The sequence below is a fragment of the Nocardioides sp. CFH 31398 genome (assembly GCF_022436705.1).
In the GTDB taxonomy this organism is placed as follows: Bacteria; Actinomycetota; Actinomycetes; order Propionibacteriales; family Nocardioidaceae; genus Nocardioides.
This window is the reverse complement of sequence record NZ_JAKUHT010000003.1, coordinates 347,003-371,964: the sequence shown is the minus strand read 5'-3', so window position 1 is coordinate 371,964 and position 24,962 is coordinate 347,003. Positions and strand designations below refer to the sequence as shown.

Here is a 24,962-nt window from a genome sequence, read left to right as displayed (position 1 = left end):
ACCCCGCGCGGCGTGCACACGATCCGAGGAGCAGCACCACGATGAGCAAGCCCGAGCAGGCCGCGACCGCCCCCGACGTCCGCCACGTGATCGTCGTCGGTTCCGGCCCGGCCGGCTACACCGCAGCCGTGTACGCCGCCCGCGCGAACCTCGAGCCCCTCGTCTTCGAGGGCTCGGTCACCGCCGGCGGCGCGCTGATGAACACCACCGAGGTCGAGAACTTCCCGGGGTTCCGCGACGGCATCATGGGTCCCGCGCTGATGGACGAGATGCGCGCCCAGGCCGAGCGGTTCGGCGCCGAGCTGGTCCCCGACGACGTGGTCGAGGTCGACCTGACCGGCGACGTCAAGGTGGTCCGCACCGCCGACGGCGAGTTCCGGGCCCACTCCGTCGTGCTGGCCACCGGCTCGGCGTACAAGAAGCTGGGCCTGCCGAACGAGGCCGAGTTCTCCGGTCGCGGCGTCTCGTGGTGCGCGACCTGCGACGGGTTCTTCTTCCGCGACCAGGAGATCGCGGTCGTGGGCGGCGGCGACTCCGCCATCGAGGAGGCCACCTTCCTCACCCGCTTCGCGAAGAAGGTCTACCTGCTGCACCGCCGCGACGAGCTGCGCGCCTCCAAGATCATGCAGGAGCGGGCGTTCGCCGATCCCAAGCTGGAGATCGTGTGGGACACCGAGGTCGCCTCCATCGACGGCACCGACCGCCTCGAGGGCCTGACCCTCCGCTCGACGAAGGACGGCTCGGAGCGCCCGCTCGCGGTCACCGGCCTGTTCATCGCCATCGGCCACGACCCCCGCTCGGAGCTGCTGGTCGGCCAGGTCGACCTGGACGACGAGGGCTACGTGCTCGTCGCGCCCGACTCCACCGCCACGAACCTGTCGGGCGTGTTCGCCTCCGGGGACCTCGTCGACCACCGCTACCGCCAGGCGATCACCGCCGCCGGCACCGGCTGCGCCGCGGCGCTGGACGCCGAGCGCTACCTCGCCGACCGCGAGCAGGCCGGCGCGCCGGCCGTGGACGGCGCCCAGACGACCGAGGCCCAGGTGGGCGTCAGCGCCTGAGCGGAAGAAAGCCGGTACCCCCGGCGTTCTGCTCGTACACACCGAGACACACCCGAGACACCCGAGGAGCACCGATGGCCAACATCCCCGCCGTCACCGACGCCGAGTTCGACACCCAGGTCCTGCAGTCCGACAAGCCCGTGCTGGTCGACTTCTGGGCGGAGTGGTGCGGCCCGTGCCGTCAGGTGGCCCCCATCCTCGACGAGATCGCCGACGCGCACGGCGACAAGATCACCTTCCTGAAGATGAACGTCGACGAGAACCCCGTCACGCCCGCGTCGTACCGCGTCACCGGCATCCCGACCATCAACGTCTACTCCGGCGGCGAGGTCGTGAAGAGCATCGTCGGTGCGAAGCCGAAGGCCGCGATGCTGAAGGAGCTCGACTCCTTCATCGCCTGAGACACCGGCCACGACGCGATCGCGCGTCACGACAGCCCCGGGGGGTCCGCCCCCCGGGGCTGTGTCATGCCCGGGGCCGTGTCATGCCCGCCGCCGCGCCCGGGGCCGGCCGGACGCCGGCCCGCAGCCGCTCGAGGGCGTGCTCCACGCCGCCGCGCCAGTCGAGGGCGGCGCGGGGCTCGAGCCGCATCCGCGTCACCACGGGGTGCGCCCGTCGCTCGATGAAGCCCAGCGCTTCACAGAAGCCGATGGACCGCAGGCACGGGTCGTCGGCGTCCGGCCCGTCGGTCCCACCCGTGTCCCGCCGGTCCCTCGTGTCCCCCGCGCGGGCGAACGTCTCGAGGGCGGGCGCCCGGGCGCCGTAGCGGTCGACGAGGTCGCGCACGCCGGCCCGCACGAGGTGGCGGCCCAGGCCCCCGCCGCGGTGGGCCGGGTCGACCCACACCTCCGCCAGCACGAGCGCGTCGGGCGAGGGCGGGGCGGTCGGCAGCCGGGCGAGGCCCGGCAGGTGCGCGGGCGGCGCGTAGACAACGTACCCGACCGGCTCCTCGGCGGCCAGGGCGACCAGGCCGCAGGTCCCCCAGTCCGCCGTGGTGGCCCGCACCCAGTCGGCCTTGCCGTCGCCGGCACCACCGGGGGCGCGGAGCCAGCCGGTGCAGGCGGCGAGCGTCTCCAGCGCCTCCACGTGGGCGGGCCCCAGGGCCACTGTCCTGCGCGACACCACAGCTGCCTCCCTCCGGACGGCCGGCGCGGGCCGACCGGTGTTCCGGCCCCCGACCCGGGCGTGCGGGGCGGGGCCTCATCGTCCATGCTAGGGAGGCCATGGACCACACCCCCGCACCCACCGGACGCACGCGCCTCGACTCCTACGTCGACCGCTACGCCGCGCGCACCGCCGGGATGACCGCCTCGGAGATCCGTGCGCTCTTCTCCGTCGCGTCCCGGCCCGAGGTCGTGTCCCTCGCCGGGGGCATGCCCAACATCTCCGGGCTGCCGCTCGACGTCGTCGGCGGCGCCATCGCCGACCTCATCAGCGACGCCGGGCCCACCGCCCTGCAGTACGGCTCCGGGCAGGGCACCCCGGAGCTGCGCGAGCAGATCTGCGAGGTCATGGCCCTGGAGGGCATCTCCGCCCACCCGGACGACGTGGTCGTGACGGTCGGCTCCCAGCAGGCCGTCGACCTCGTCACCCGGATCTTCTGCGACCCGGGCGACGTCGTGATCTGCGAGGCGCCGTCGTACGTCGGGGCGCTGGGGGTGTTCAAGGCGTTCGAGTGCGAGGTCGTCCACGCCGAGATGGACGAGCACGGGTTGCGGCCCGACGCGCTGCGGGCGGCGATCGCCTCGCTGTGCGAGGCGGGGCGCCGCATCAAGTTCCTGTACACGATCCCGAACTTCCACAACCCCGCCGGCGTGACCCTGTCCGCGGAGCGCCGCCCCGAGATCCTCGAGATCTGCCGCGAGGCGGACGTCCTGATCCTGGAGGACAACCCGTACGGCCTGCTCGGCTTCGACCAGGCGCCGATGCGCGCGCTGCGCGCCGACGAGGCCGAGGGCGTCATCTACCTGGGCTCGTTCTCCAAGACGTTCGCCCCGGGCTTCCGGGTCGGCTGGGCGCTCGCGCCGCACGCGGTGCGGGAGAAGCTGGTCCTGGCCCAGGAGTCCGCGACGCTGTGCCCCCCGTCGTTCTCGCAGATGGCGGTGTCGTCCTACCTGCGCGAGCACGACTGGCAGGGCCAGGTGAAGCAGTTCCGCGAGATGTACCGCGAGCGCCGCGACGCCATGGTCGACGCCCTCGAGGACCTGATGCCGCCCGGGTGCTCCTGGACGGTGCCCTCCGGCGGCTTCTACGTGTGGCTGACGGTCCCGCCGGGCGTCGACACCAAGGCGATGCTGCCGCGGGCCGTGACCGCCCGCGTGGCCTACGTGCCCGGCACCGCCTTCTTCGCCGACGGCTTCGGCAGCTCCGCGATGCGGCTCTCGTTCTGCTACCCCACCCCCGAGCGGATCCGCGAGGGCGTGCGTCGCCTCGCGGGCGTGCTCGAGGAGGAGATGGAGCTGCGGGCGACCTTCGGCGCCACCGGCACCCACGAGGCACTCACCCGCAGCCGGTACGACGGTCCCGGCAGCGACCAGGCCTGAGAGGCGGTCATGACCCAGACGGACCCCAGCACCGGTGCGAGCACCGGGCGCGTCGTCGTCGTCGCGGGCGGGCTCTCCCACGAGCGCGACGTGTCGCTGCGCTCCGGGCGGCGCGTCGCCGACGCCATGCGCGGCGCCGGCCTCGACGTCGAGCAGCTCGACGCGGACTCCACCCTGCTCCCCCGGCTGGCGGAGGACCCGCCGTCCTGCGTCGTCCCCATGCTGCACGGCGAGACCGGCGAGGACGGCGCGATCCGGGAGGTGCTCGAGCTCCTCGACCTCCCCTACGTCGGTGCGCGGCCCACGGCCTGCCGCTCGGCGTTCGACAAGCCGACCGCCAAGGCCCTCGTCGAGGCCGCGGGCGTCCACACCCCGCCGTCGGTCTGCCTGCCCCACGAGACGTTCCGGGAGCTCGGGGCGGCGGCCGTCATGTCGGCGCTCACGGACCGTCTGGGCCTGCCGCTCATGGTGAAGCCCGCGCGGAGCGGTTCCGCGCTCGGCTGCAGCGTCGTCCGCTCCCCCGCCGACCTGCCCCACGCGATGGTCGACGCGTTCGCGTACGGCGCGCTCGCCCTCGCGGAGCGGTTCGTGGTCGGCACGGAGGTCGCGGTGGGCGTGGTGGACACCGGAGACGGTCCACGGGCCCTGTCGCCGGTCTCGATCCACCCCGACGGCGGTGTCTACGACTACACGGCCCGCTACACCGCGGGGTCGACGGAGTTCCAGGTGCCCGCGACGCTGCCGCAGGACCAGGCCGCCGAGTGCGCCCGGGTCGCGCTCCTCGTCCACGAGACCCTCGGGTTGCGCGACGTGTCCCGCTCGGACCTCATCGTCGACGACGAGGGCACCGTCTGGTTCCTCGAGGCCAACGTGGCGCCGGGGTTCACCGAGACGTCGACCGTCCCGCTCGCCGTCCAGGCCGACGGCCTCGAGCTCGGCGCCCTCTGCGCGGAGCTCGTCGACGTCGCCGTCCGGAGGGGCCCCGCCCGTGCGTGACCTGACCTACCCCCCGATCGTCGTCGCCGCCAAGACGGCCTTCCGGATCCTCGGCCAGAGGTTCGTCATCACCGGCGCCGAGAACATCCCGGCCGAGGGCGGTGCGCTCGTCGCCTACAACCACATCGGGTACGTCGACTTCATCTACGGGGGGCTCGCGGCGCAGCCCTCGAAGCGGCTCGTCCGCTTCATGGCCAAGCGGGAGATCTTCGACCACCCCCTGGGCGGACCGCTGATGCGGTCGCTGCACCACATCGAGGTCGACCGCGCGGAGGGGCTGGCGTCCTACCAGGCCGCGATCGACATGCTCGCCGCGGGCGAGGTCGTGGGACTCTTCCCCGAGGCCACCATCTCGCGGTCCATGGAGGTCAAGGAGCTCAAGACCGGCGCGGTGCGGCTCGCCGCCGAGGCCGGGGTGCCCCTCGTGCCCTGCGTCATGTGGGGCACGCAGCGGATGCTCACCAAGGGCCATCCTCGCGACTTCTCGCGGGGCAAGACGATCTCGCTCACCGTCGGGGAGCCGCTGCACCCCGACGGCAGCGACCCGGTCGGCGAGACCGCGGCCCTGCGGACGCGCATGCAGGAGCTGCTCGCGCGCACCATCGAGGACTACCCCGACGGCTGCCCGCCCGGGGCGTGGTGGCTGCCGGCGTCGTACGGCGGTGGGGCGCCGACGCCCGAGGAGGCCGCCCACCTCGACGCCGAGGAGAAGCGCGAACGCGCCCGCCGGCGGGCCGAGAAGCGCGCCAGGAAGTCCTGAGCACCGCTCGACCTGAGCCGACAGGTCGACGTGTCGTCAGGTCGACGAGTCGATGAGTCGATGAGTGATTTTGTCGACATGTCGGCCATGTGGGCTCAGATGGGCCGGTCGGTCCGGTTGCGGGGGTCGATGACGTCCGCGATCCGTCGCAGGTCCTCCACCGAGGCGAAGTCGATCGTGACGCGCCCGTGGCTGCGCCCCATGTCGACCTTGACGCGGGTCTCGAGACGGTCGCCCAGCCGTTCGGCCACGTCGGCCAGGCCGGGGTCGGGCTCGGCGCGCCGGCGGGGACGACGGGTGCCGCTCCCCTGCTCGCCCACCGCGACGATCTCCTCCAGCGCACGGACGCTGATCCCCTCCGCGACCACGCGGGACGCCAGCCGGTCCTGCAGCGCGGGGTCGTCGACGGCCAGCAGCGACCGGGCGTGGCCGGCAGACAGCACCCCCGCAGCCACGCGCCGCTGCACGGCGGGGCTCAGCCGGAGCAGGCGCAGCGTGTTGCTGATCTGCGGCCGTGACCGGCCGATGCGCTGCGCCAGCTCGTCGTGGGTGCATCCGAAGTCCTCGAGCAGCTGCCCGTAGGCCGCGGCCTCCTCCAGGGGGTTCAGCTGCGAGCGGTGGAGGTTCTCCAGGAGGGCGTCGCGGAGCATGTCGTCGTCGCCGGTCTCCCGCACGATGGCCGGGATCCGCTCCAGGCCGGCGGCCTGGCTCGCCCGCCAGCGCCGCTCCCCCATGACCAGCTCGTACGTCTCGTCGCCCGTCGGCCGGACGACGACCGGCTGGAGGAGGCCGATCTCGCCGATCGAGTGCACGAGCTCGGCCATCGCCTCCTCCTCGAAGACGGTGCGCGGCTGCCGCGGGTTGGGAACGACCTGGGCGATCGGCAGCTCGGCGAAGAACGCACCCGAGTCGTCGGTCCAGGTGGTCTCGACGGCGTCGGTTTCACGTGAAACAGCCTGTGACGACGACCCCGTCGGTGCCGGTGGTGCTGTCCGTGCCGTCGGGGACACCGGGCTCGGGCCCGTCGCTGTTTCACGTGAAACCTGCTCACGCTCCGCGGCCGGCGCGGTGGGGATCAGGGAGCCCAGGCCACGGCCCAGACCCCGGCGGGGCGGCTGCTTCGCGGTCATGCCGGCGCTCCCCGCTCCACGATCTCCTTCGCCGCACCCAAGTACGACAGCGCGCCCGGGGAGCCGGGGTCGTACGTCATCACCGACTGTCCGTACGACGGCGCCTCCGAGACGCGAACGGAACGCGGGATCGCCGTGCGCAGGACCTGGGGCCCGAAGTGCTCGCGGACCTCCTGGGCCACGCCCGCGGCCAGGCGCGTCCGGGCGTCGTACATCGTGATGAGGATCGTGGACACGACGAGCTCCGGGTTGAGGTGCTCGTGCACCATCCGGACGGTCTCGAGCAACTGCCCCAGGCCCTCCAGCGCGTAGTACTCCGCCTGGATGGGGATCAGCATCTCCGCGCCGGCCACCAGCGCGTTGAGCGTGAGCAGGCCGAGCGACGGCGGGCAGTCCACCAGGACGTAGTCGTAGCGCTCCTCGCCGACCGACGCGGCGGTACCGACCCGGGGGTGGTCCAGGATGGCCTCGCGCAGCCGTCGCTCCCGACCCTCGATGCTGACCAGCTCGATCTCGGCACCCGCCAGGTCGATTGTCGCCGGGACGACCCGCAGCAACGCCAGATCGGGGCACTGCTGCTCGACCGACGACACGCTCGCGCCGTCGACCAGGACGTCGTACGTCCCGGCGGTCCCACGGGCGTGACCGACGTTGAGAGCCGTGGAGGCGTTGCCCTGCGGGTCGAGGTCGATCAGGAGCACGCGCTGACCGAGCTGTGCGAGCGCCGCCGCGATGTTCACCGAGGTGGTCGTCTTGCCGACGCCGCCCTTCTGGTTCGCCACGACGATCACCCGCGTCGCGTCCGGACGGTCTGCCGCGGGTCGAGCGGCGGCGTCCTGGCGGGCGAGCACGCTGTGCTCCGCGGCTCGCGCCAGGGGAGTGGTCTCGTCGTGCAGGCTGGGCACGCCCGCGGCCAGGTCGGCCGCCGTCGGGACGGCGGGCGCGCTGCGCGGGGCTGTTTCACGTGAAACCACGCGGAGTCTCCTCCGAGGTCGAAGCAACAGGACGGCGCGGCGCGGGGGCGCCGGCTCAGGCCGACGAGCGGCCAGACAAACGTACTCGGGCTGCACGCAGCCGCACGACCCGGACCAGTGTCGTGGGCGGGTCCACCACCCCGGCCCCGACCTCCAGGACCTCCGGCTCAGCGGCGCCGCTGCGACCCCACGCGGCGCGGGGGACGGCGCGCACCTCCTCCGAGGCCCGCGAGCCCTTGAGCGCCAGCACCTGACCGCCCACCCGGGCGAGCGGGAGGCTCCACGTCAGCAACCGGGGGAGTGGTGCCACGGCGCGGGAGGTCACGACGTCCGCCATCTCGTGCGCATGGTCCTCGGCCCGGCCCCGCACGACGGAGACCGTGTCCAGCCCGAGGTCGGCACAGACCTCGGTCAGGAAGACGGTCCGACGCTCCAGGGGCTCCAGGAGCGTCACCCGGAGGTCCGGGCGGGCGATCGCGAGGGGGATCCCCGGGAGCCCGGCCCCGGAGCCTACGTCCACGACGTGGCTGCCCTCGGGCACGGCCTCGGCGAGGACCGCGGAGTTCAGGAGGTGACGGTCCCAGAGCCGGGCCGTCTCCCGCGGACCGATGAGGCCGCGTTCCACCCCGGCCGTGGCCAGCAGCTCGGCGTACGCCGCGGCGAGGGCGGTCCGGTCGCCGAAGACGCGCTCCGCGCCCGGTGGGGGAGCGCCCACCTCGGTCATCGGGTCGAGGTCACCGCGGAGGGAGGATGACCACGTAGCGGCGAGGCTCCGCGCCCTCGGACTCCGAGGTCAGGCCGGCCGCGGCCACGGCGTCGTGGACGACCTTGCGCTCGAAGGCCGACATCGGCTCGAGCGAGGCGGCCTCCCCGGAGCTCCGGACGCCCTCGATCTCCTTCTCGGCGAGCGCGACCAGGGCCGAGCGACGCTCGGCGCGGAAGTCGGCGACGTCGAGCATCAGGCGGGAGCGCTCACCGCTCTCCCGGTGCACCGCCATCCGGGTCAGCTCCTGCAGCGCCTCGAGCACCTCTCCGTCGGGCCCGGCCAGGTGCTCGAGACCCTCGCCGACGATGGAGACGACCGCGCGGTCGCCCTCGACGCCGATCACGAGGTCGCCGTCGAGGTCGACGATGTCGAGGAGCTCCTCGAGGTAGTCGGCCGCGGTGTCCCCCTCGGCCTCCAGCCTCTCGGTGCGCGAGGGGCGGTCGCCGCCGCCGGGGGTGGCGTCGTCCGCGGCAGGGACGACCTCAGCGGTCTCCTCGGCGGCGACGCTCTCGGTCTGGGCGGGGTCCGTGGCCATGGGGCTCCTCGAGGTACGGGCCGCCGGGCGGGCGGCCGGGTTCCGGGTCGCGGCCGGGGCCGCGGCGACGCGGGGCGTCAGCGTCGCTTCTTCGACTTCTGGGGGTGCTTGCGCGGGGGAGTGGACCCACCACCCGCTTTGCTTCCGTTCGCGCTCGTTCGCGTCCGTTCGCTTCGGGTCTGCCGCTTCGGCTGCTGCCGTCCGGCGGGCGTCCCCGACGCCGTGGGCGCCTCGGTCACCGTGGCCGTGCTCGTCGTGCCGGCCGTCTCCACTGCCGGCTCGACCGCCTCGCCCTTGCGGAGCTTCTTCTCGCGCTCACGCTCCTGCTTGGCCGCGAAGGCCGGCGTGCCGGGGGCCGGGTTCCGGCGGATGATGTAGAACTGCTGACCCATCGTCCACAGGTTGGTCGTCGTCCAGTAGACGAGGACGCCGATCGGGAAGGCCACGCCGCCGATCGCGAACACCGGCGGGAGGACGTAGAGGAGCATCTTCTGCTGGCGGGCGTAGGGGCCGTTGAGCGCCTCGGGCGGCATGTTCTTGCTCATCAGCTGCCGCTGGGTCAGGAACGTCGTGGCCGTCATCGCCAGCACCAGCGTGACCGCCAGCACCCGCACGGAGGTGCCGCCGGGGTCGGGGTCGATCAGCGTGCCGGCGATCGGGATCGCGCCGAAGAGGTCCGCGTTGCCGAACTGGACCGCCTGCGCCTGGTCGAGGACACCGCGGGGCTCACCCCGCGAGGCCCGGTCGATCATCCGGAACAGCGCGAAGAAGATCGGCATCTGCACCAGCAGCGGCAGGCACGAGGCGAAGGGGTTCGTCCCCGTCTCCTTGTACAGCTTCATCGACTCCTGGGCGAAGCGCTCCCGGTCGTGCCCGTACTTCTTCTGCAGCTCGCGGATCTGCGGCTGGATCAACTGCATGTTGCGGCTGGAGCGGATCTGCTTCACGAAGAGCGGGATCAGCGCCGCGCGGATGACGATGGTCAGTCCGACGATCGACAGCAGCCAGGCCGCGCCGCCGTCGGGGTCCATGAACGTCGACAGCACGGTGTGGAAGCCGACCATGATGAACGAGACGACGTAGTACAGCGGCGTCATGATGAAGCCGCCGATGGCACTGAAGAACTCGATCACGTCAGGCTCCTGGGGTGCGGGGGGCGCCCGCGCGCACCGCGCGGGACTCGGGGACGGGGTCGTAGCCACCGGCGGCCCACGGGTGGCAGCGCAGCAGCCTGCGAGCCGCCAGCCACGTCCCCCGGACGCTCCCGTGCTCGGTGACGGAGCCGAGGGCGTAGGCCGAGCACGAGGGGTGGTAGCGGCAGACCTGGCCGTACAACGGGCTGATCACCGCCCGGTAGAGGCGGAGGAGCGCGATGAGGACGTGCTTCACGAGCGGGCCGGCTGGGTGGGGACCACGAGCCGGTCCAGGCAGCGGGCGAGGTCACGACCGAGCTCGCCGTACGACGCACTCGCCGAGGCGGGCAGCGCCCGCACCACGAGGCGCGAACCCGGGGCCGACGACCCCAGGCCGTCGACGTGCTCGCGCACGAGGTGCCGCAGGCGACGCCGGACCCGGTTGCGGACCACCGCGCCACCGACCGCGCGGCTCACGACCATCCCCACGCGCACGCTCGACGCGCCCGACGGGTCACCGGGCCCGAGGTGCAGCACGACGGTCCTGCTGCCGCAGCGACGGCCGCCCCGCACTGCGGCGTCGAACCCCGCGGAGCTCGTCAGGCGGTTCGCTGCGGGGAGCACTCAGACCGACAGGCTCTTGCGGCCCTTGCGGCGACGCGAGGACAGGATCGCGCGCCCGGCGCGGGTCCGCATGCGCAGACGGAAGCCGTGCACGCGGTGGCGGCGGCGGTTGTTCGGCTGGTACGTGCGCTTGCTCACGAGTCTCTCCGTTGTCGGTGCGTCATGCGGGGAAGGGCGCCGGCCGTGGTGGCAGGGTGCTGGGTGCACCGAGGCGCCGGGCCGCACCGCGGTCCCGGCCGGGGCCGGGTCGAGCAGCACAGCAGGCACCCCTGGCACGGGGCGTGGTCCACCACGGTACGCGGCCCGCGAAAGCAGGGTCAAACCTCGGCGGGCCCGGCCTCGCCGCCCGTCGGGGACCGACTCGCGCAGCCTGTGGATGACGCCTTGCTCGTCCTCCGACCTCCTTGTTAGGTTCGCCGTCTTCGAGGTTCCCCCGCCCGACCGTCGACGTCATCAGAACCCGCGTCACGCCAGGCTGTCTCGGATGTGAGAGGGCTTCTCGCCCGAGTTGCACAACCTGTGGAAAAAGGTGTGCAGTCCCGGTCAGGAAGATCAGCGCGGAGTCCCGGTCGGGGGCGTCGTGCCCAGCGCGAGGCGACGAGGAGAGCCGTGGACCACGAGGCCGATCTGGACACCGTGTGGGGCTCGGTCCTCGCCGACCTCGAGCCGAACCAGCGGGCGTGGCTCCACCACAGCGCGCCCGTGTCGCTGCACAAGAACACCGCGGTCGTCGCCGTGCCGAACGACTTCACCCGCGACCGCCTCGAGAGCCGGCTGCGCACCAACCTCGAGGAGCGCCTGTCCGACGCGCTGGGCCGAGGCATCCGGATCGCCGTCACGGTCGACCCCGACCTGGAGCGCGAGGACGACGCCGACCCGCCGATCGAGGTCGTCAGCGGCAACCCGCTGTCGACGAACGGCTTCGACGACATGTCGACATCTCGACAGGTCTCCCGCCACGCCGACCTGTCCGGACCCGCACCCGAGCGGCCCCGTGACGGCGGGCCCCTGCACCTCGACCTCGACCTCGACGGGCCCGGGGAGGACGACGACGCGGACGACGCGGTGGTCGTCTCCCTCGCGGAGACCCGCCAGTCCCGCACGACCTCCCACGGGGGAGCCGGCGCGGCCGCGACCGACGCCGGCGAGCGGTCCGACCCCGCGGACGGCCCCGGCGACCTGCGCGCCCGCAACGCCGCCCACGAGACGCGCCTCAACCCCAAGTACACCTTCGAGAGCTTCGTCATCGGCTCCTCGAACCGTTTCCCGCACGCGGCCGCCATCGCCGTCGCCGAGGCCCCGGGCCGGGCGTACAACCCGCTGCTCGTCTACGGCGACTCGGGCCTCGGCAAGACCCACCTGCTCCACGCCATCGGCCACTACGTCCGCAACCTCTACCCGCGCACGCGGGTGCGGTACGTGTCGAGCGAGGAGTTCACCAACGAGTTCATCAACGCGATCCGGGAGAACCGCGCGGACCGCTTCCAGCGCCGCTACCGCGAGACCGACGTCCTGCTGATCGACGACATCCAGTTCCTGGAGGGGAAGACCCAGACCCAGGAGGAGTTCTTCCACACCTTCAACACGCTCCACAACAACAACAAGCAGATCGTGCTGACCTCCGACCGCCCGCCGAAGCGGCTCGAGGCGCTGGAGGACCGGCTGCGCAACCGGTTCGAGTGGGGGCTGATCACCGACGTCCAGCCACCCGACCTCGAGACCCGGATCGCCATCCTCCGCAAGAAGGCCGCCATCGAGGGCTTGACGGTGCCGGCCGACGTCCTCGAGTTCATCGCCAGCAAGATCCAGACCAACATCCGCGAGCTCGAGGGTGCCCTGATCCGCGTCACGGCGTTCGCGAACCTGAACCGGCAGCCCGTCGACCTGACGCTGGCCGAGATCGTGCTGAAGGACCTGATCCCCGAGGGCGGCGAGCCCGAGATCACGGCCGCGACGATCATCGCCCAGACCTCCGGCTACTTCGGCGTCTCCATCGAGGACCTGTGCGGCCCCAGCCGCGGGCGCCACCTGGTCCAGGGCCGGCAGATCGCCATGTACCTGTGCCGCGAGCTCACCCCGATGTCGCTGCCGCAGATCGGCCAGGAGTTCGGCAAGCGCGACCACACCACGGTGATGTACGCCGAGCGCAAGATCGGCCGGCTGCTCGCCGAGCGCCGCTCGGTCTACAACCAGGTCACCGAGCTCACCAACCGCATCAAGCTCCAGGCCCGCAACGGCTGAGCCGCCCCCGTCCGCGCACGTCGTCGTCCACAGGGCCCTGTGCGCCACGCCGGACGACACGGGGGGCGGCGTGTGGGTCACGCCCCACGACCGGGGCCGCACCCGCCCGCTCCACACGTTCGTGTAGTTCGACCCGGCCGCCGTCCACAGCCCCGCCCACAGGCTCCGACGCCCCGCCGGCCCGGCACGGCGGCAAGGACGGCCGTTGTCCACAGTTTCCACCGACGCTATGACGACGAAGACCCCGTACACCGTCCTGCGAGAGCGGAACCCCCACGGCGACCGCGCCCTGTGGACAACCCGCCGACCATGGCAGGATCACAAGCCCCGAGACCGCACGAGACGGTCCGTGGGTGCACCCGAGGAGGACCCGTGAAGTTCCGTGTCGAGCGCGACGTGCTCGCCGACGCCGTGGCGTGGGCGGCCCGCAGCCTGCCGGTCCGGCCCAGCGTGCCCGTGCTCGCGGGTCTGCTGATCGAGGCCGGCGACGACGGCCTGCTCCTGTCGACCTTCGACTACGAGACCTCGGCCCGCGCGAGCCTCGACGCCGACGTCAGCGACGCCGGCACCGCCCTGGTCTCCGGTCGCCTCCTCGCCGACATCTGCCGCAGCCTGCCCGCCAAGCCCGTCGAGATGGTGCTCGACGGTGCCCGCGTGCAGCTGACCTGCGGCTCGGCCCGCTTCAGCCTCCAGACCATGCCGGTGGAGGACTACCCGTCCCTGCCGTCGATGCCGTCCGCCACCGGCACCGTGGCCAGCGACGTGTTCGCCCACGCGGTGGCCCAGGCGGTCACCGCGGCCGGACGCGACGACATGCTGCCCGTGCTGACCGGCGTCCGGGTGGAGATCGAGGGCACCTCCATCGCGCTCCTGGCCACCGACCGCTTCCGCCTGGCGCAGCGCGAGCTGGGCTGGGACCCCCACAGCCCCGACGAGTCGGCCGCCGCGCTGGTCCCGGCCAAGGTCCTCGGTGACACCGCCAAGTCGCTCACCGTCGGCTCCGAGGTCACCATCGCGCTGGCCACCGGCGGCACGGGCGAGGGGATCATCGGGTTCGAGGGCACCGGTCCCGGCGGCGTGCGGCGCACCACCACCCGCCTCCTGGACGGCGAGTTCCCGAAGGTCCGCAGCCTCTTCCCCTCCGAGCACCTGACGACGGCCCGCGTCGACAAGGCCGAGCTCGTCGAGTCGGTGAAGCGTGTCGCCCTCGTCGCCGAGCGCAACACCGCCGTCCAGCTGGCCTTCGGTGACGGCGTCCTCACGCTGGACGCCGGGTCGGGCGACGAGGCCCAGGCCTCGGAGTCCATCCAGGCGGACGTCGACGGTGAGCCGCTGACCACCGGCTTCAACCCGCAGTTCCTGCTCGACGGCCTCACCGCCATCGACGAGCCCGTCGTGGAGCTGGCCTTCACGCAGGCGTCGAAGCCGGTCGTCATGAGCGGCGTCCCCCGCGACGGCGCGGACGCGAACGGCACCGCGGCCTCCGCCGCCCCGTCGGACTTCCGCTACCTGCTGATGCCGCGGCGACTCCTGTCGTAGCGGCCGACCCCCGAGCAACACCCGAGACCCCTGGGAGCGCGCGTGCAGATCGGCATGATCGGCCTCGGCAAGATGGGCGGCAACATGGTCGAGCGGCTGCGTGCCGCCGGCCACGACGTCGTCGGCTACGACCGCGACCCGCAGCTGTCCGACGTCGGCTCGCTCGGCGAGCTCGTCGAGCGGCTCGAGGCGCCGCGGACCGTCTGGGTGATGGTGCCCGCCGGCGGCCCGACCCACGACACCGTGACCGCCCTGGGCGACCTGTTGTCGTCCGGGGACCTCGTGGTCGACGGCGGCAACTCCCGGTGGACCGACGACCAGGCGCACGCCGCGGACCTCGCCGAGAAGGGGATCCGCTTCGTCGACTGCGGCGTCTCGGGCGGCGTCTGGGGCAAGGAGAACGGCTACGCCCTCATGTACGGCGGCGAGCCGGACGCGATCGCCCAGGTCCAGCCCGCCCTCGACGCGCTGCGGCCCGAGGGCGAGTTCGGCAGCGTCCACGCGGGCAAGGTCGGCGCCGGCCACTTCTCCAAGATGGTCCACAACGGCATCGAGTACGCGATGATGCAGGCGTACGCCGAGGGCTTCGAGCTGCTCGAGAAGGTCGACGTCGTCGACGACGTGACCGAGGTCTTCCGGTCGTGGCGCGGAGGCACCGTCGTCCGGTCCTGGCTGCTGGACCTCATGGTCGCCGCGCTCGACGAGGACCCGGGCCTCGGCTCCATCGCCGGCTACGCGGACGACTCCGGCGAGGGTCGCTGGACCGTGGAGGCCGGCATCGAGAACGCCGTCCCCACCCCGGCCATCACCGCCGCGCTCTACGCCCGCTTCGTCTCGCGCCAGGACGACTCCCCGGCCATGAAGGCCATCGCCGCCATGCGCAACCAGTTCGGCGGCCACGCGGTCAGGGGCTCCGTCGCGCCCGGCGGCGACACGGGGCCCGAGCCCGACGCCCCGTAGCCCGGCGCCCGCGTGCACGTCGTCCGCCTCGTCCTGCTCGACTTCCGCTCCTACGCCGAGGTCGACGTCGAGCTCGGGCCCGGCCCCACGGCCTTCGTGGGACGCAACGGCCAGGGCAAGACCAACCTGGTCGAGGCGATCGACTACCTGTCGCGGCTGGCGTCCCACCGGGTGTCGAGCGACCAGGCGCTGGTCCGGGCCGGCGCCGAGCGCGCGCTGGTGCGGGCGGTCGTCGTCCGTGACGGCCGCGAGGCCACCCTCGAGGTCGAGCTGCACCCGGGCCGCGCCAACAGGGCGCGGGTCAACCGCTCGCCGCTGCCCCGCCCGCGGGACCTGGTGGGGCTGGTGCGGACGGTCATGTTCTCGCCGGAGGACCTCGCCCTGGTCAAGGGTGACCCCTCGGAGCGGCGGCGCTTCCTCGACGACCTGCTCGTGCTGCGGGCGCCCCGGTACGCCGGGGTCCGGGCCGACTACGAGCGGGTGCTCAAGCAGCGCAACGCCCTGCTGAAGAACCTGCGCGCGGGTGGGCACCGGCCAGGCACCGCGTCGGGCGACGCGGCGCTCGCGACGCTCGAGGTGTGGGACGACCACCTCGCGCGCACCGGCGGCGAGCTGCTGGCGGCCCGGATGCGCCTGGTCGACGACCTGCGGCCCCACGTGGGGGCGGCGTACGCCGCGGTCGCGCGCGGCGCGACCCGCGAGGACGCGCAGATCGCCTACCAGCCGTCGCTCGAGCTGGGCGAGGCCCGCGACGCGTCGGCGCTGGGTTCGGCCCTGCTCGCCGAGGTCGGCCGACGCCGCCGCGAGGAGCTCGACCGGGCCGTCAGCCTCGTCGGCCCGCACCGCGACGAGCTGCTCCTCACGCTCGGCACGGGGCCGGGGCCGGAGGCGCTCCGGCTGCCGGTGCGGGGGTACGCCTCCCACGGGGAGTCCTGGTCGACGGCGCTCGCGCTGCGGCTGGCGTCGTACGACCTGTTGCGCGACGACGGCGACGACCCGATCCTGATCCTGGACGACGTGTTCGCGGAGCTCGACGCCGAGCGCCGGACGCAGCTCGCCGAGCTGGTCTCCGGCGCCGAGCAGGTCCTCGTCACCGCCGCGGTGCCCGAGGACGTGCCGCCGGGGCTGCGCGGGCGGCGCCACGACGTGGCCGGGGGCACGGTCAGCACGGCCTCGGTCGTGGGGGAGGAGCCGGACGGTGGGTGACGACGAGGACGGCGTCGTGGAGCCCGAGGACGTCGCCGCGCAGCCGGGCCGGGACGAGGGGCCTGACCACGAGGCCGACGGCCTCGACCTCGCGAGGTCGCTGATGCGCACCACCCGGGGCAGGCCGACGACGGGTCAGTCGCGCCGCACGTCGGGTCCCTCCGGGCGGCGCGGGCCCGGTCGCGGGCGACGGGCCGCGGGCGACGAGCGCCGCGGGACCGGTGCGCACCCCGACGACCGCGACCCGCAGACGGTGGAGTCCACCCTCGCGCGCCTGGTCGCCGAGCACGGCTGGGCCCCCGACCTGCGCGCCCACGGCGCGTTCGCCCGCTGGTCGGAGATCGTCGGGCCCGAGGTGGGGGCGCACAGCCGCCCGGAGTCGTTCGCCGACGGCAAGCTCGTGGTGGGCACGGACTCGACCGCCTGGGCGACGCAGCTGCGGCTGCTGGCCCCGACGATCGTCCGGCGCCTGAACGAGGAGCTCGGCCACGGCTCCGTCACCCTCATCGACGTGAAGGGTCCGGCCCTGCCGTCCTGGACCCGCGGCCGTCGGTCGGTGCGGGGGGCGCGGGGCCCGCGCGACACCTACGGCTGAGCGACGCCGGCCTCCCGGCGGAGGAGCCCGTCAGACGGCCCGGGAGGCCCGTGGGTCGTACCGGGGGCAGGTGGAGGCGCTCCGCGTCGGCCTGCGGACCGTTTCCGGGCCGCTGAGAGGTATCGCAGCTCCGCGCCACCCGGCGTCCACAGGTGGTGTCGCGTGTCTGAGGGCCTCAGACGCGCTAGGATCGCATCGGAGTCGCTGGCGCCGAGGCGCCCCGGTCGTGCCGGGGCACCCAGCCGTGCCGCGGCTCTTGTCGTGCCGGAGGCGAGGTCCGGCCCAGCGAGAAGAGGTCGGCCCAGGTGCCCGAGGTCAACGACGCAACGAACGACACCCCCGACGAGCCGCAGGACGCCGCGGGGGAGCAGGCACCCACGGTGTCGTCGGCGTCGTCGGCGTCGGCGTCGGACAACCGGGTCACGGCGGACTACGACGCCTCCGCGATCCAGGTCCTCGAGGGCCTCGAGGCCGTCCGCAAGCGCCCGGGCATGTACATCGGCTCGACCGGCGAGCGCGGCCTGCACCACCTCATCTGGGAGATCGTCGACAACGCGGTCGACGAGGCCCTCGCGGGCCACTGCGACCGCATCGTCGTGACCCTCACCGAGGACGGCGCCGTCCGGGTGGAGGACAACGGCCGGGGGATCCCCACCGACACCGCCCCGGGTGCGGAGATGCCGGCGGTGACGATGGCGCTGACGATGCTGCACGCCGGCGGCAAGTTCGGCGGTGGGGGCTACAAGGTGTCCGGCGGCCTGCACGGCGTCGGCGTCTCGGTCGTCAACGCCCTGTCGTCGCACCTCGTCGTCGAGGTCAGGAACCGCGGACACCTGTGGCGCCAGTCCTTCAGCCTCGGCGTGCCGGACGGTGACCTCGAGCAGGTCCGCGCCCTCGAGGACGGGGAGGGCACCGGCACGACGGTCACCTACTGGCCGTCGGAGGAGATCTTCGAGACCGTCGTCCACCACCGCGAGACGATCACCCGGCGCATCCGTGAGATGGCCTTCCTGAACAAGGGCCTCGAGATCGTCGTCCGCGACGAGCGGCCGGCGGCGGCCGAGGTCGTCGACGCGATCGAGGGCGAGCCCGTGGACGCCGAGACCGCGGCGGCCGGCGGCGGGGTCGACGACCCCCAGCGCGCCGCCGACGGCGGTGTCGAGTTCGTCTTCCGCTACGACCGGGGCCTCGTCGACTACGTCGAGCACCTGAACAAGCGCAAGGACAAGGCGAACCCCACCGTCATCTCCTTCGAGGCCGAGACGTCCGCGGACGTCGAGAACCACATGAGCCTCGAGGTCGCGATGCAGTGGAACACCAGCTTCACCGAGTCGGTGCACACGTTCGCGAACACGATCAACACGCACGAGGGCGGCACCCACGAGGAGGGGTTCCGCTCCGCGCTGACCTCGCTGGTGAACACGTGGGGCGAGACCTGGAACCTCATCAAGAAGCGCGAGGACCGCGTCTCCGGCGACGACATCCGTGAGGGCCTCACCGCGATCATCTCGGTCAAGCTCGGCGAGCCGCAGTTCGAGGGACAGACCAAGACCAAGCTGGGCAACACCGAGGCGCGCTCGTTCGTGCAGAAGGTGATGTACGACCAGCTCGGCGCCTGGCTCGAGCAGAACCCGAACGAGGGCCGCGACATCGTCCGCAAGGCGCAGGCCGCGGCGCACGCCCGCGTCGCCGCACGCAAGGCCCGTGACCTGGCGCGCTCCCGCAAGGGACTGCTCGGTGGCGGCGGCCTGCCCGGCAAGCTGTCGGACTGCCAGTCGACGAAGCCGGAGGAGTGCGAGGTCTTCATCGTCGAGGGCGACTCGGCCGGCGGCTCCGCCCGCCAGGGCCGCGACCCGCGCATCCAGGCGATCCTCCCGATCCGCGGCAAGATCCTGAACGTCGAGAAGGCCCGCATCGACAAGGTCCTGGGCAACGCCGAGGTGCAGTCGATCATCTCCGCGCTCGGCACGGGCATCCAGGAGGAGTTCGACGCCGACAAGCTGCGCTACCACAAGGTCGTGCTGATGGCCGACGCCGACGTCGACGGCCACCACATCAACACGCTGCTGCTGACGCTGCTGTTCCGCTTCATGCGTCCGCTCATCGAGCACGGCCACGTCTACATGGCGCAGCCCCCGCTCTACCGGCTGCGGTGGAACAAGCCGGCCGAGCACGAGTTCGTCTACTCCGACGCCGAGCGCGACGCGCTGCTGCGCGCCGGCCACGAGGCGGGCAAGAAGCTGCCCAAGGAGAACCCGGTCCAGCGCTACAAGGGCCTCGGCGAGATGAACGCCAAGGAGCTGTGGGAGACCACCATGGACCCCGACCAGCGGCTGATGCTGCAGGTCACCCTCGACGACGCCGCCCACGCCGACGAGATCTTCTCCATCCTCATGGGCGAGGACGTCGAGCAGCGTCGCGGCTTCATCCAGCGCAACGCCAAGGACGTCCGCTTCCTCGACATCTGACGACCGACGCGCCCACCGTCGCTCGCCCGCCTCGCCGGGCCACGCCCCTCGCGCCGCTCATCTCCAGGAGACACTGAATGACCGAGTCCCAGACGCCGCCCGGCGGGCGCATCGAGCCCGTCGAGCTGCAGACCTCGATGCAGCGCGCCTACATCGACTACGCGATGGCGGTCATCGTCGGCCGCGCGCTGCCCGACGTCCGTGACGGCCTCAAGCCGGTGCACCGCCGCGTCCTCTACGCGATGTGGGACGGCGGCTACCGCCCGGACCGCGGCTTCTCCAAGTGCTCCCGCGTCGTCGGCGACGTCATGGGCCAGTACCACCCGCACGGCGACACCGCGATCTACGACACCCTCGTGCGCCTCGCGCAGCCGTGGGTCATGCGGGCCCCGCTGGTCAACGGCCAGGGCAACTTCGGCTCGCCGGGCAACGACGCCGCGGCGGCGATGCGGTACACCGAGTGCCGGATGGCGCCGCTGGCCATGGAGATGGTCCGCGACATCGACAAGGAGACCGTCGACTTCCAGCCGAACTACGACGGTCGCTCGCAGGAGCCCGTCGTCCTGCCCAGCCGGATCCCGAACCTGCTGGTCAACGGCTCCGCCGGCATCGCGGTCGGCATGGCGACGTCGATCCCGCCGCACAACCTGCGCGAGGTCGCGGCCGGCGCCACCTGGGCGCTGGAGCACCCCGACGCCACCCGCGAGGAGCTCCAGGACGCGCTGATCGAGCGCATCAAGGGCCCCGACTTCCCCAACGGCGCGCTGATCGTCGGCAACTCCGGCATCGAGCAGGCCTACCGCACCGGACGCGGCTCCATCACCCAGCGCGCGGTGATCGAGGTCGACGAGGACGCCCGCGGCCGCACCACCCTGGTCATCACCGAGCTGCCCTACATGGTCAACCCGGACAACCTGGCGCTGAAGATCGCCGAGCTCGCCGACTCCGGCAAGGTCCAGGGCATCGCCGACGTCCGCGACGACACCTCCGACCGCACCGGCCAGCGCCTCGTCGTGGTCCTCAAGCGCGACGCCGTGGCCCGCGTCGTCCTCAACAACCTGCTGAAGCACACGGAGCTGCAGACCAACTTCAGCGCCAACATGCTCGCCCTGGTGGACGGCGTCCCGCGGACCCTGTCCATCGACCAGTTCATCTCGAACTGGGTCGAGCACCAGATCGAGGTCATCCGCAGGCGCACCGAGTACCTGCTGCGCGAAGCCGAGAACCGGGCCCACATCCTGCGCGGCCTGGTGAAGGCGCTCGACGCCCTGGACGAGGTCATCGCGCTCATCCGCCGCTCGCCCGAGGTGGAGGACGCCCGCCGGGGCCTGATCGAGCTGCTCGAGATCGACGAGCTCCAGGCCAACGCGATCCTCGACATGCAGCTGCGTCGCCTCGCGGCGCTGGAGCGGCAGAAGATCGTCGACGAGCTCGCCGAGATCGAGGAGCGGATCGCCGACCTGCAGGACATCCTCGCGAACGTGTCGCGGCAGCGGCGGATCGTGGCCGAGGAGCTCGCCGAGATCGTCGAGCGGTACGGCGACGAGCGCCGCACCCAGATCATCGCGGCCGCCGGGGACCTGTCCATGGAGGACCTGATCCCCGACGAGGCCCTCGTCGTGTCGATCACCCGGGGCGGCTACGCCAAGCGGACCCTGGCGGCGGCGTACCGGACACAGCGCCGCGGCGGCAAGGGGGTGCGGGGCGCGTCGCTGCGCGGCGACGACGTCGTCGAGCACCTCATCGCGACGTCCAACCACCACTGGCTGCTGTTCTTCACCACCCAGGGCCGCGTCTACCGGACCAAGGCCTACAACCTCCCGGAGGCGTCGCGCGACGCGAAGGGCGGTCACGTCGCGGGGCTGCTGAGCTTCCAGCCGGACGAGCAGATCGCGCAGGTGCTCGCGATCCGCGACTACGACCAGGCGCCGTACCTGGTGCTCGCGACGCGCAGCGGCCTGGTGAAGAAGACCCGTCTCGCGGACTACAACTCGCCGCGCCAGGCCGGCGTCATCGCGATCAACTTCCGCGAGGACGACGACGAGCTGATCGGCGCCGAGCTGGTGGACGCCGCCGACGACATCCTGCTCGTCTCCCGCAAGGGCCAGGCGATCCGGTTCCGCGCGGACGACACGCAGCTGCGCCCGATGGGCCGGGCGACGTCCGGCGTCACGGGCATGAAGTTCCGCGAGGACGACACGCTGTTGTCGATGTCGGTGATCCGCGCGGCCCAGGTGGCCGCGGAGGTCGCCGCCGGCCTCGACGAGGACACCCCGGCCTCGGAGACCCCGGAAGTCCCCGACGAGCCGGTGGCCGAGGTGGACCCCGCGACCGTGAAGCCGCAGTACGTCTTCACCATCACCGACGGGGGCTTCGCCAAGCGCAGCCGCATCAGCGACTACCGCCTCCAGTCGCGCGGCGGGCTCGGCATCCGCACCATGCAGCTGTCCGACGCCGACCGCGGCTCCCTGGTGGGCGCGTTCATCGTGGAGGAGGGCGACGAGGTGCTGTCGATCACCGCCGCCGGCCAGGTCGTCCGGACCCCCATCGACGAGAACCTCCGGCCGACCGGCCGGACCACCATGGGCGTCCGGTTCGTGAGCCCCCGCGGCACCGACACCGTCGCCGTCGTGGCCCGCTCGGTCGAGGCCCGCATGGAGGAGGAGGTCCCCGGCGAGAACCCCGACGAGAACACGGGCGAGGACACGGGCGGGGACCCCGCCGGCCTCCCCGACGAGGCCCCCGGGGACTCGCTCGGGAATGGGGACGAGTCGACCCCGGATGCAACAATCGGTGACTCGACCGCCGGAGACGACGCCGGGGACGGCAGTGACGTGGAGGATGAGGACTGATGGCCGCAGCCCCTGAGGACCGGAGCGCACCCCCGGGTCCGGGACAGCAGACCGCCCAGCGCCCGCCGCGTCCGCCCGCCCAGCAGGCCCCGCCGACCGCGCCCGTCCAGCAGCAGCAGGCCCGCCGTCCGGAGCAGCCGCGCCAGGCCCCGCCGTCGCCCCAGGCGCCGCAGGGTCAGCCGGCATCGCGTGACGAGGGCCGGGAGGACACCGCGGTGCGGCCCTTCACGCAGCGGGTCGCCGCCGCGGTGAGCAACGCGGCGCGTCCCCCGCAGAAGGGCGAGTCCCGCGGTGCGGGTGCCGCGCTGGTGACCGGCGAGAACCGCGCGGTCCAGCCGCGCCGGACCTCGCAGGCCCGCCCGCCCCGGCGGGCACGGCTGCGCCTCACGCGGGTCGACCCGTGGTCGGTGACCAAGACGTCGTTCCTGCTGTCGATCGCGTTCGGCGTCGTCACCCTGGTCGCCGTCCTCATCGTCTGGTCGGTGCTCGGTGCCGCGGGGGTGTGGGAGTCGATCAACGCGACGGTGGCGAGCGTCCTGGACGGCGAGTCGTCGTCCGGCTTCGACGTGGAGAACTACGTCGGGACCTCGCGGATCCTCGCGTTCACGACGCTGGTGACGATCCTGAACGTCTTCCTCATCACCGCCGTGGCGACCCTCGGCGCGTTCATGTACAACCTCGCCGCGGCCCTCCTCGGCGGCGTCGAGGTCACCCTCGCGGAGGACGAGAAGTAGTCCGCCCGGCCCGTCACGAGGACCGTCCCGCCCACCCGTCCGGTGGGCGGGACGGCCCGTTTTGGGGCGCTCTCAGGCGGTGCGGTAGTGTCGCCGCTCGTGATCGACGGCGCGTCGCGCCCGGTCACGGCGGGCCTATAGCTCAGACGGTTAGAGCGCTTCCCTGATAAGGAAGAGGTCACAGGTTCAAGTCCTGTTAGGCCCACCCTCCGTCGCGTCTGCACACATCCCCCGGGAGTCCGAGTGAAGAAAGCCATGGTCCTCGTCCTCGCCGGCATCGGGGTCGCGTTCGCGAAGAAGAAGTACGACGACGGCCGCGCCGAGCAGGCGCTGTGGGCCGAGGCGACCGACCCGGTCGCGCCCGCCCGCCGCTGACGTACCCTCGCTCCACCCGGCCGCCCAGCTCGGCGGCCGTCCCAGGGGCCTTGGCGCAATTGGTAGCGCACCTGCTTTGCAAGCAGGGGGTTAGGGGTTCGAGTCCCCTAGGCTCCACCGTCGCAGCGGCCGTCGGCCGTGCCGATGGCCCGGGAGGCAGACCCGCCGGATCGGGGTGGGGTCTAACCCGGCAATGTTCATAAGGTCACTCGAGATAAGGCCCAGAGCCCCCCCGAGGAGACCCGATGACCCAGATCGACGACCGCCCCACCACCGCAGCCCCGGTGCGCCCGGGCTCACCCGAGCTGACGGCGCTGCTGGACCGCGTCTCGGTCGGCGCCGACCTGCGCGACCGCGACCTCGTCGCGCCGTTCGAGCAGATCGCTCTCGTGAAGGAGGCCGGGCTGGGCCGCCTGCGCGTGCCCACCGCCGAGGGCGGGGGAGGAGCGAGCCTGCGCGAGTTCTTCCAGACCCTCATCGCGCTCGCCGAGGCCGACTCCAACGTGGCGCACATCCTGCGCACGCACTTCTGGTTCGTCGAGCAGCAGCTCGTGGCGACCGACCCCGGCTCCCGCGCCCGGGGGATCGCCCTCATCACCGACGACAAGCTCGTCGGCAACGGGTTCAGCGAGCAGTCCAAGCACGCCGTGGGCCTGCACTTCGACACCACCCTCACCCCGCACCCGGACGGCGGCTACCGCCTGGACGGCGAGAAGTTCTACTCCACGGGCACGCTCTACAGCGACTACACCCAGATCTGGGCCGCCTCGGGCGAGCGGCGCATCGCCGGCGCGGTCGTCCCGATCGACCGCGAGGGCGTCACCGTCGAGGACGACTGGGACGGCTTCGGCCAGCGGCTCACCGCCACCGGCACCACCCGGCTCGACGGCGTGGTGGTGCACGAGCACGAGGTCTTCGACCTCGGCCACCCCGACCACCAGCCCACCGGCTACATGGGGGCGTTCCTCCAGCTCTACCTGCAGGCCGTCACGGCGGGGATCCTGCGCAGCGTCCGCAACGACGCCGTCGCGCTCGTCCACCGTCGCGGCCGCAACTTCAGCCACGCCAGCACCGGCTCGCCCGCGGACGACCGCCAGGTGCTGCAGGTGGTGGGGGAGATCTCCGCCGACGCCTTCGCGGCCGAGGCCATCGTCCTCGCCGCCGCCGACGCCATCCAGGCGGCGTACGACTCGGTGACCGACGGCCTGCCCGACCCCGCTGTCGCCGAGGCCGCCCAGCTGGCCGCCGCGCAGGCGAAGGTGGCCGTCGACCGGTTCTCCTACGCCGCCGCGGCCAAGCTCTTCGACGTCGGCGGGGCCTCCGCGACGCAGCGGGTGCACAACCTCGACCGCCACTGGCGCAACGCGAGGACGGCGTCGACGCACAACCCGACGTTCCTGAAGTCCTCCGCGATCGGCGACCACCTGGTCAACGGCGCGTCCTTCCCCGGCAACGCCTACTTCTGAGCCG

24 protein-coding genes and 2 tRNA genes are annotated in these 24,962 nt (G+C 72.8%); 17 read left to right on the top strand and 9 right to left on the bottom strand.

The genetic code is table 11. The annotated features are described in order from the left end of the window. The first annotated feature begins 41 nt into the window (after window positions 1-41). Both trxB and trxA read left to right on the top strand, forming a co-directional pair. Window positions 42-1,061, top strand: coding sequence for a thioredoxin-disulfide reductase (gene trxB / locus MJ876_RS04155; protein WP_240234800.1), 1,020 nt, complete (start codon window positions 42-44; stop codon window positions 1,059-1,061). Window positions 1,062-1,135: 74 nt separating this feature from the next. Beyond that, window positions 1,136-1,462, top strand: coding sequence for a thioredoxin (gene trxA / locus MJ876_RS04150; protein WP_240234799.1), 327 nt, complete (start codon window positions 1,136-1,138; stop codon window positions 1,460-1,462). A 64-nt stretch (window positions 1,463-1,526) separates the two neighbouring features. Here trxA and MJ876_RS04145 read toward each other — a convergent pair whose 3' ends face one another. Further along, window positions 1,527-2,183 (bottom strand): GNAT family N-acetyltransferase, encoded by a 657-nt coding sequence (locus MJ876_RS04145; RefSeq protein WP_240234798.1) that lies wholly within the window; start codon window positions 2,181-2,183, stop codon window positions 1,527-1,529. 101 nt (window positions 2,184-2,284) lie between these two features. On the opposite strand from MJ876_RS04145, the gene MJ876_RS04140 reads away from it, so the two are divergent. Genes MJ876_RS04140 through MJ876_RS04130 form a run of 3 tightly spaced genes read left to right on the top strand, consistent with a single transcriptional unit; the run spans window position 2,285 to window position 5,360 of the window. Next, a complete protein-coding gene (locus tag MJ876_RS04140) occupies window positions 2,285-3,604 on the top strand; it encodes a PLP-dependent aminotransferase family protein (RefSeq protein ID WP_240234797.1) in 1,320 nt (439 codons plus the stop codon). A gap of 9 nt (window positions 3,605-3,613) precedes the next feature. Continuing rightward, window positions 3,614-4,600: a D-alanine--D-alanine ligase gene (locus MJ876_RS04135; protein WP_240234796.1), complete on the top strand. Its 987-nt coding sequence runs from the start codon at window positions 3,614-3,616 to the stop codon at window positions 4,598-4,600. Continuing rightward, complete coding sequence (locus MJ876_RS04130) at window positions 4,593-5,360, top strand: 1-acyl-sn-glycerol-3-phosphate acyltransferase (RefSeq protein WP_240234795.1); 768 nt, start codon at window positions 4,593-4,595, stop codon at window positions 5,358-5,360. Before MJ876_RS04135 ends, MJ876_RS04130 begins: the two co-directional genes overlap by 8 nt. A 95-nt stretch (window positions 5,361-5,455) precedes the next feature. Here MJ876_RS04130 and MJ876_RS04125 read toward each other — a convergent pair whose 3' ends face one another. The 8 genes from MJ876_RS04125 to rpmH form a co-directional block, all read right to left on the bottom strand. Continuing rightward, a complete protein-coding gene (locus MJ876_RS04125) occupies window positions 5,456-6,490 on the bottom strand; it encodes a ParB/RepB/Spo0J family partition protein (protein ID WP_240234794.1) in 1,035 nt (344 codons plus the stop codon). Further along, window positions 6,487-7,464 (bottom strand): ParA family protein, encoded by a 978-nt coding sequence (locus MJ876_RS04120; RefSeq protein WP_308192558.1) that lies wholly within the window; start codon window positions 7,462-7,464, stop codon window positions 6,487-6,489. The genes MJ876_RS04125 and MJ876_RS04120 overlap by 4 nt, the downstream gene beginning before the upstream one ends. 55 nt (window positions 7,465-7,519) lie before the next feature. Beyond that, complete coding sequence (gene rsmG, locus MJ876_RS04115) at window positions 7,520-8,188, bottom strand: 16S rRNA (guanine(527)-N(7))-methyltransferase RsmG (protein WP_240234793.1); 669 nt, start codon at window positions 8,186-8,188, stop codon at window positions 7,520-7,522. Between the two features lie 10 nt (window positions 8,189-8,198). Continuing rightward, window positions 8,199-8,765, bottom strand: a complete 567-nt coding sequence (locus MJ876_RS04110) for a R3H domain-containing nucleic acid-binding protein (protein ID WP_240234792.1) — start codon at window positions 8,763-8,765, stop codon at window positions 8,199-8,201. A 77-nt stretch (window positions 8,766-8,842) separates the two neighbouring features. Beyond that, window positions 8,843-9,862, bottom strand: a complete 1,020-nt coding sequence (gene yidC, locus MJ876_RS04105) for a membrane protein insertase YidC (RefSeq protein WP_240234872.1) — start codon at window positions 9,860-9,862, stop codon at window positions 8,843-8,845. A 37-nt stretch (window positions 9,863-9,899) separates the two neighbouring features. After that, window positions 9,900-10,154 (bottom strand): membrane protein insertion efficiency factor YidD, encoded by a 255-nt coding sequence (gene yidD / locus MJ876_RS04100; protein ID WP_240234791.1) that lies wholly within the window; start codon window positions 10,152-10,154, stop codon window positions 9,900-9,902. Then, the gene (rnpA, locus tag MJ876_RS04095) at window positions 10,151-10,522 is read right to left on the bottom strand and encodes a ribonuclease P protein component (protein WP_240234790.1); all 372 of its coding nucleotides are present in this window, start codon (window positions 10,520-10,522) and stop codon (window positions 10,151-10,153) included. Before rnpA ends, yidD begins: the two co-directional genes overlap by 4 nt. Continuing rightward, window positions 10,523-10,660, bottom strand: coding sequence for a 50S ribosomal protein L34 (gene rpmH, locus MJ876_RS04090; RefSeq protein WP_240234789.1), 138 nt, complete (start codon window positions 10,658-10,660; stop codon window positions 10,523-10,525). 471 nt (window positions 10,661-11,131) lie between these two features. Between rpmH and dnaA the strand changes: the two genes are divergently transcribed. The 12 genes from dnaA (at window position 11,132) to MJ876_RS04030 (ending at window position 24,958) form a co-directional block, all read left to right on the top strand. Further along, window positions 11,132-12,763: a chromosomal replication initiator protein DnaA gene (gene dnaA / locus MJ876_RS04085; protein WP_308192556.1), complete on the top strand. Its 1,632-nt coding sequence runs from the start codon at window positions 11,132-11,134 to the stop codon at window positions 12,761-12,763. 372 nt (window positions 12,764-13,135) lie between these two features. Then, window positions 13,136-14,302 carry a DNA polymerase III subunit beta gene (gene dnaN, locus MJ876_RS04080; protein ID WP_240234788.1) on the top strand — a complete coding sequence of 389 codons (1,167 nt, stop codon included), beginning with the start codon at window positions 13,136-13,138 and terminating at the stop codon, window positions 14,300-14,302. A 42-nt stretch (window positions 14,303-14,344) separates the two neighbouring features. Beyond that, window positions 14,345-15,262, top strand: a complete 918-nt coding sequence (gene gnd / locus MJ876_RS04075) for a phosphogluconate dehydrogenase (NAD(+)-dependent, decarboxylating) (RefSeq protein ID WP_240234787.1) — start codon at window positions 14,345-14,347, stop codon at window positions 15,260-15,262. A gap of 12 nt (window positions 15,263-15,274) precedes the next feature. Beyond that, on the top strand, window positions 15,275-16,468 hold the full coding sequence (gene recF, locus MJ876_RS04070) for a DNA replication/repair protein RecF (protein WP_240234786.1): 1,194 nt from the start codon (window positions 15,275-15,277) through the stop codon (window positions 16,466-16,468). Next, entirely contained in the window at window positions 16,461-17,063 is a 603-nt protein-coding gene (locus tag MJ876_RS04065; RefSeq protein WP_240234785.1) for a DUF721 domain-containing protein, read from the top strand. The genes recF and MJ876_RS04065 overlap by 8 nt, the downstream gene beginning before the upstream one ends. 305 nt (window positions 17,064-17,368) lie before the next feature. Beyond that, window positions 17,369-19,531 carry a DNA topoisomerase (ATP-hydrolyzing) subunit B gene (gyrB, locus tag MJ876_RS04060; RefSeq protein WP_374202455.1) on the top strand — a complete coding sequence of 721 codons (2,163 nt, stop codon included), beginning with the start codon at window positions 17,369-17,371 and terminating at the stop codon, window positions 19,529-19,531. A gap of 77 nt (window positions 19,532-19,608) precedes the next feature. Continuing rightward, the gene (gyrA, locus tag MJ876_RS04055; protein WP_240234784.1) at window positions 19,609-22,383 is read left to right on the top strand and encodes a DNA gyrase subunit A; all 2,775 of its coding nucleotides are present in this window, start codon (window positions 19,609-19,611) and stop codon (window positions 22,381-22,383) included. Then, the gene (locus tag MJ876_RS04050) at window positions 22,383-23,117 is read left to right on the top strand and encodes a DUF3566 domain-containing protein (RefSeq protein WP_240234783.1); all 735 of its coding nucleotides are present in this window, start codon (window positions 22,383-22,385) and stop codon (window positions 23,115-23,117) included. Before gyrA ends, MJ876_RS04050 begins: the two co-directional genes overlap by 1 nt. A 131-nt stretch (window positions 23,118-23,248) precedes the next feature. Then, a tRNA-Ile gene (locus MJ876_RS04045) sits at window positions 23,249-23,322 on the top strand. A gap of 38 nt (window positions 23,323-23,360) precedes the next feature. Next, a complete protein-coding gene (locus MJ876_RS04040; RefSeq protein ID WP_240234782.1) occupies window positions 23,361-23,492 on the top strand; it encodes a DLW-39 family protein in 132 nt (43 codons plus the stop codon). Between the two features lie 44 nt (window positions 23,493-23,536). Beyond that, window positions 23,537-23,609, top strand: a tRNA-Ala gene (locus tag MJ876_RS04035). A 128-nt stretch (window positions 23,610-23,737) separates the two neighbouring features. Then, window positions 23,738-24,958 (top strand): hypothetical protein, encoded by a 1,221-nt coding sequence (locus MJ876_RS04030; RefSeq protein WP_240234781.1) that lies wholly within the window; start codon window positions 23,738-23,740, stop codon window positions 24,956-24,958. Window positions 24,959-24,962 lie beyond the last annotated feature (4 nt).